Source organism: Endozoicomonas sp., assembly GCF_031844845.1.
In the GTDB taxonomy this organism is placed as follows: Bacteria; Pseudomonadota; Gammaproteobacteria; order Pseudomonadales; family Endozoicomonadaceae; genus Endozoicomonas.
In genome coordinates, this window is record NZ_JAVRMB020000083.1 from 1 (window position 1) to 6602 (window position 6602).

The 6602-nt window shown below is 49.0% G+C and carries 5 protein-coding genes and 1 pseudogene; 5 read left to right on the forward strand and 1 reads right to left on the reverse strand.

Annotated features, from left to right (window positions below; translation table 11 throughout):
* Positions 1 to 794 precede the first annotated feature (794 nt).
* The 4 genes from RM811_RS03760 (at position 795) to RM811_RS03775 (ending at position 4432) form a co-directional block, all read left to right on the forward strand.
* Positions 795 to 1916 carry a beta-ketoacyl-ACP synthase III gene (locus tag RM811_RS03760; protein ID WP_402520906.1) on the forward strand — a complete coding sequence of 374 codons (1122 nt, stop codon included), beginning with the start codon at positions 795 to 797 and terminating at the stop codon, positions 1914 to 1916.
* A 213-nt stretch (positions 1917 to 2129) separates the two neighbouring features.
* A complete protein-coding gene (adk, locus tag RM811_RS03765) occupies positions 2130 to 2780 on the forward strand; it encodes an adenylate kinase (RefSeq protein WP_402520908.1) in 651 nt (216 codons plus the stop codon).
* A gap of 158 nt (positions 2781 to 2938) precedes the next feature.
* A complete protein-coding gene (tsaB, locus tag RM811_RS03770; protein WP_402520909.1) occupies positions 2939 to 3610 on the forward strand; it encodes a tRNA (adenosine(37)-N6)-threonylcarbamoyltransferase complex dimerization subunit type 1 TsaB in 672 nt (223 codons plus the stop codon).
* Between the two features lie 18 nt (positions 3611 to 3628).
* Entirely contained in the window at positions 3629 to 4432 is an 804-nt protein-coding gene (locus RM811_RS03775; protein WP_402520911.1) for an undecaprenyl-diphosphate phosphatase, read from the forward strand.
* A gap of 62 nt (positions 4433 to 4494) precedes the next feature.
* Here RM811_RS03775 and RM811_RS03780 read toward each other — a convergent pair whose 3' ends face one another.
* On the reverse strand, positions 4495 to 5838 hold the full coding sequence (locus RM811_RS03780) for a uracil-xanthine permease family protein (RefSeq protein ID WP_402520913.1): 1344 nt from the start codon (positions 5836 to 5838) through the stop codon (positions 4495 to 4497).
* Positions 5839 to 6255: 417 nt separating this feature from the next.
* Between RM811_RS03780 and RM811_RS03785 the strand changes: the two are divergent.
* A pseudogene (locus RM811_RS03785) lies at positions 6256 to 6351 on the forward strand (hypothetical protein); the annotation flags it as partial.
* Between the last annotated feature and the right edge of the window lie 251 nt (positions 6352 to 6602).

Genomic DNA, 6602 nt, shown 5'->3' on the forward strand with positions numbered 1-6602 from the left:
CCCGCCTTCGAGGGTGTCGCAAAAGGGCAAAACACCCCCCGACCGACATCCTCGCGAAGGCGGTTGTCGCAAAACCCTCCTCGCTCCCACGCTTTTAGGCCCTGTGGGTCCTGCGTGGTAGCGCCAGGACCCAACCACAGACACGATTCCTGTGGTTGGCTATGCATTCCCACGCCGAGCGTGGGAACGAGGTTATTCGATTTTTTTGCTGAAATAGAGTGGAACTTTTTCTGAAATTTCTGGTCAGGGATCAGGTGTTTGGGTGTTTGGGTGTTTGGGTGTTTGGGTACTTGGTCAAACGGGAAATAGGATGAGTCCGAAAGAAGCTATTATTCAGTGGGTGTGTTGTTTCAGGATTGCCCCCAAATGTAATACCGTGAATCCTGTTTGTAAGCATCAATGTACGATTGTCGGTTCTAACGGAATCGCTCGCAACGTCAGTCTGGATTCCAATCAAATTTATAGGGTGATAAGAATGCTTCCATCGGAAAAGGTGGATCACCCTTTGGATGTGTCTCATTTTAAAGCCTGCCTGCAAAACCAGGGAGTAAAACTTTTAAGTGAGAAGGACGCAGTTAAACTGTTGACCTTATGTGCTATGAAGTAATCAGGCGAACAGGACATTAACAACCGTGACCGGCTTTAAATGTGGTCTGGGTGAACTCCCGTATAATAACTGTTCAGAGGGTAGTCAGAAGGTGGTAGACGACATATTATAGATAGTAGTTTCCTTGCTCTTTAGCCTGCTATAAGATGCAAAAAATAAAAGATAATAAGCATGTGATGGAGTGATTGTGCCAGAAGTAGTGATCAGTGGTACCGGGTTATATACCCCGCCGGGGGCCATCAGTAATGATGAGCTGGTCAATGCATTCAATACCTGGGTTGACCAGGAGAATGAAAAAAACAAAGCCGCCATTGCTGCCGGTGAACTGGAGCCATTGGCTGGAAGCAGTAGTGAGTTTATTGAAAAAGCATCCGGGATTGTTAATCGGTATGTGGTTAATCGTGAAGGGGTGCTTGATCCGCAAAGGATGGCACCGCTGATTCCGGAGCGTACCAATGGAGATATGTCCGTTCAGTGTGAAATGGCACTCCATGCTGCCAGAGGCGCCCTTGCCCAGGCTCAGGTTGACCCTTCCCAGGTGGATATGATTATTGTCGCCTGTTCCAATATGCAACGCTCTTACCCCGCCATTGCCATTGAAATTCAGCAATTTCTGGGTGGTGGCGGTTATGGCTACGATATGAATGTGGCTTGCTCTTCTGCCACTTTTGGCATCAAGTCCGCCGTTGACGCTATTCGCAGTGGTTCGGCTAAACGGGTGTTAATGGTGAATCCGGAAATTTGCTCTGGCCATCTGAATTTTCGGGATAGGGACAGCCATTTTATTTTTGGCGATGCCTGTACAGCGGTTTTGCTGGAGCGGGAAGATCTTGCAAGGCGGAAAGATAACTATAGGGTGCTGGGCTGTCATCTCTGGACTCAGTTCTCCAATAACATTCGTAATAACTTCGGCTTTTTAAACCGGGCTGATGAAAAAGGTGTCGGTCAACCTGATAAGCTGTTTGTCCAAAATGGCAGGAAGGTCTTCAAAGAGGTTTGTCCACAGGTGGTGAAACATATTTCTGAACACCTGCAATCGCTGAATATTTCGCCCAATGATTTGAGCCGTTTATGGTTGCATCAGGCTAACTTGAGCATGAATCAGCTGGTGGCTCGTAAACTTCTGGGACGTGAACCCTTACCTCAGGAAGCGCCAGTCATTTTGAATGAGTACGCTAATACCAGTTCTGCGGGATCCATTATTGCATTTCATAAACACTCTATAGACCTTGGTTCTGGTGACAAAGGTGTTATCTGCTCCTTTGGAGCGGGGTATTCCATTGGTAGTGTGATTGTTGAAAAACAATAAATTTCAAACAAACGGGTAGGATGCCTGAAGTCTGGTGAAAAGTTGGTGAAAAGTCCAAACTTGTCACCAGACGTCTGGCTGTATATGCTTGTCCGCTTTTTATTGCGCTTCTTATTGAAAGCATCAATAAATCCGTCAAATATTCCAGGCCAGACGAAGCCTCTATAAAACGATCTCTTGCTGAGAACGGATGGCTGGCAACAGGAGCTTTTCATGCGCGTTATTCTGCTGGGTGCACCGGGTGCCGGTAAAGGGACTCAGGCTCAATTTATCATGGAAGCGTACGGTATCCCTCAGATTTCTACCGGGGATATGCTGCGTGCTGCCATTAAAAATGGTACTGAGCTGGGTAAAAAGGTCAAGGCAGTGATGGACTCGGGTGCCCTGGTCTCTGATGACATCATCATTGCCCTGGTGAAAGAGCGCATCGCAGAAAACGATTGTGCCAGTGGCTTCCTGTTTGATGGTTTTCCCCGCACCATTCCTCAGGCTGAAGCTCTGCGTGATGCGGGCGTTGCTATTGACCATATTGTCGAAATTGCGGTTGAAGATGAAGAGATCGTCAAGCGTATGAGTGGTCGTCGGGTTCACTCTGACAGTGGCCGTACTTATCATGTTGTTTTCAATCCACCCAGAGAAGAGGGTAAGGATGATGTCACTGGTGAAGCTCTGGTTCAGCGTGTTGATGATGTAGAAGAGACCGTTCGCAAGCGTCTGGGTGTTTACCATGATCAGACCGCACCGCTGGTTGCTTTCTATCAGCAACTGGGTGGTGATACCCGTTACAGCCGCATTGAAGGTGTTGGTTCTGTGGCTGATATCAAACAACAGGTGCTGGATACGCTAAAGCCAGTTGCTGTCTGAGTTTTGCTAATGGCAAGCTGAGTATATAAAGTCGGGGTGTGCAAACACCGCCGGCTTTTTTGTAATAGATGAAAACAGTGTTGTAATGAACCCGTTGTATTTTCACAATGGTGTTCCTTTTCAGAACCGATAACTCTCCATAGAGTTGATGACTCCCCATGAAACTGCTTGCTCTTGATACCGCCACGGAAGCCTGTTCCGTTGCCCTCAATCTTGATGGCGAAGTGATCGAACGTTTTGAGTTGACACCTCGTCGCCACAGTCGTGATCTGTTGCCGATGGTAGAAGCCATTCTGGCTCAGGCTGGTATAAGCCTGAAGCAGCTGGATGCCCTGGCTTTTGGCCGTGGTCCCGGTGCATTTACCGGCCTGAGAGTAGCTACGGCCATGGTTCAGGGGCTGGCATTCGCGGTTGATCTTCCGGTTATTCCCATATCAACGCTGGCCGCCCTGGCTCAACAGGGGTTGAGAGAATATCAGGCTTCACGGGTTCTCAGCGCCATTGATGCACGAATGGGTGAGGTTTACTGGGGGGCTTTTTCGGAATCGGATGGTCTGATGGTACCCGTTGTCAGCGAAATGGTCGCGGCTCCGGAAAATGTCATCGTCCCTTCTATTGATAAGCACTGGTTTGGGATGGGTACCGGCTGGGCCTTCCGGGATCGAATGTCTGCCACAGTGATGGATTGTCAGGTGGAAGTCTGGCCCCATGCTAAGGATATAGCCTTGCTGGCGGCTGCCGACTTTAAACAGGGCAGGGTTTTACCTGCTGAGCAGGCCATGCCGGTTTATCTCCGGGATAAAGTGGCTTTGAAAAAATCAGAACGTTGATAAACAGGACGAATTGTTATGGATACCCTACAGACTATTGTTCTGGCACTTATCCAGGGCATCACTGAATTTCTACCCATTTCCAGCTCTGGCCATTTGATATTGCCTGCGCAACTGCTTGGCTGGATGGATCAGGGGCTGGCGTTTGATGTGGCCGTTCATATGGGGACGCTGGCCGCCGTCATCGCTTATTTCTGGAAAGACCTGTTTGCCATTGCCAGAGACTGGCTGGGTTCTTTTATCGGGAAAGGTTCTACTTTTAACAGCCGGCTGGGATGGTATTTGATTTTTGCCACACTGCCAGCGGTGGTATTTGGCCTTGCGCTGAAAATGATGGGACTGGACGAAGCCATGCGCACAGTGGCGGTGATTTCTGGCACCACGCTGATTTTTGGTGTGTTGCTTGGCTGGGCAGACCTTAAAGGGAAAAGAGTTCAACCGCTGGAGCAGACGACTTTCCGGCAGGCCATGTTCATTGGTTTTGCCCAGGCCGTGGCGTTAATTCCCGGAACTTCGCGCTCAGGGATTACCATGACGGCCGCCCTGATGATGGGCTTCACCCGTGATGCCGCTGCCCGCTTTTCCTTCCTGTTATCGATTCCGGTGATTATCGGCGCGGGAAGCCTGCTGATGCTGGACCTGGTGAAAAGCACCGTTCCGGTAGACTGGGGCACGCTGGCGGTTGGGACTTTGGTATCTGCTGTCAGTGCCTGGATTTGTGTTTATTACTTTCTGGCGTTTATTAACCGGATTGGTTTAATGCCATTTGTGATTTATCGAATGGTTCTGGGTGTGGTTTTACTCTGGTTTGCATTCGCCTGAAGCAGGCTTCCCCAGGCTCCCACCTTCGTATGGGAGCCTGGTATTTTCTTTCACGACAGTGGTTAGCTGTTCTGAGCCGCAGGCTCTCCATGACTATCCTCTTCTTCAGCCAGCATCCGTTGTCCTGGCAGAATCAGATTGGCGAATACCGTGACAATGGCTCCCAGGGCAATACCATTACCCATAATGGCTTTCAGGGCCTCAGGCAGCTGGCCAACAATTTCCGGGCGGTAGGTGACGGCAAGCCCGGTAGCGACACCCAGTGTCAGTACCATGGTATTTCGTCGGGAAAACTCAATGGTTTTGATGATGCCGATACCGCCGGACAGAATCATGCCGAACATAATCAGAGCTGCTCCCCCAATCACTGGCTGAGGCACGCTGGCAATCAGGGCGCCCAGTTTTGGTAACAGACCGGCAGCCAGCAGGATGCCACCGGCAGCCATCACCACATAGCGGCTGGCAACACCGGTCACCCCGACAACGCCAACGTTCTGGCTGAAAGAGGTGGTCGCGGTGCAATTGAACAGACCGGCAATCATACTGCTCAACCCTTCCCAGCGGATACCGGCACTGAGCCTTTTGCTGTCCAGACGGGTATCGCAATAATTGGACAGTGCCAGATAATCACCAGTGGACTCCACCATGGAGACGACGTAGGCAATGCACATGGCAATAATAGCGCCCGCGTGAAATTCGACGCCAAACTGCAAAGGCGTGGGAATGGCAATGAAGGCCGCTTCTGAGACACTGGTAAGATCCAGTCGACCGAGGGCAAACCAGAGCATATAGCCGGTGATTAAACCGATGATAATAGCAGCAGCAGAAATAAAACCCTTGCCCCACTGGTTCAGTACCACAACCACCGTAAACACGGCCATGCCCACACCAAGGTTCACCAGACTACCGTAGTCTTCTGCGCCCGCACCACCGCCAAGCCAGTCAACCGCAACGGGAAAGATTGTCATACCAATCAAGCAGACGACAGTGCCCGTAACAACCGGTGGAAAGAGTTTTCTCACCTGGGGCATGATAAAGCTGAGCAGCATTTCAAAAAAACCGCCGGCAATGGTCGCCCCGATAACCGCCGCAAAACCGTATTGAAAACCGATGGAAATAGCGACCCCGACAAAAGCAAAACTGGTGCCCTGAATCACCGGTAGTTTTGCACCAAGAGTGTAGCGCCCCACACCCAGCCCCATTGCCTGAACAATACTGCCCAGTCCGGACATCAACAATGAAGCATTAACAAGAATGATGGTTTCCTGAACAGAAAATCCGAGAACCGAGGCAATAACCAAGGGAGCTCCAATGATTCCAGGGAGTGCGGATAGTAAGTGCTGAAGCCCCAGTATAAGACACTTGGCCAGCGGGGGGCGGTCATTAAGTTTGTAATAAAGTTCCATTGTTTCCTCCGTTAAAGCACTTTTTATTAGCTCATGGCTATTGTTAGCTCATGGCTGTTTATGATGCTTATAACTGTTGTGTAATTATTGATCGGTGAAACTGGATTTTTTATACGGGTCAGGCATTCAGCAAATGAGTGTGATTAACTTTTTTAAGTTTGTTGTTTATATGAAGTTGTCTGTATGAAGTTGTGAGTATTTAAAAACTGCTGGGGTTTTGTTTTCTTGATTTGAATCAGTAGAAACTGGATTTAATGATTTAATGATTTAATGTTGTATTTGTGATTGATTTTTACCCGAATGTTTTCTTACTGATGATTTATCAGTCAGGAAATATGGCTTTACAGGGTTGGGGGATTATCCGCTGTCAATCAATCTGCACAATGTAACTGACCGTACCACTGGCTCCCGGTAGCAGAACGCCAGGAAAAAATGATTGGTTTCTTTGTGGGTCAGTGCATGAAAGCATCTAAAGGTAAAGCCAATCCCGGCATGGTTAGGAATTGTCCTTGAATAAATTCCACATTTAGGAAGGTAGCCACTATAAATTTACCAGCCAACTCCACTGTCATCCTGTACAGGGATTGTACAGGATCAATTTCACAGGGATGTGAATGCTCTGAGATCTGGCTATCCTTGCCGGGTGGATTGTGTACAGTCCATGTACACAATGACAGTGATACTCTCCACCCACTGTCATCCTGTACAGGGATTGTACAGGATCCATTCACAGGTTGGTGTAGCTCTGTCTTTTATATACATCT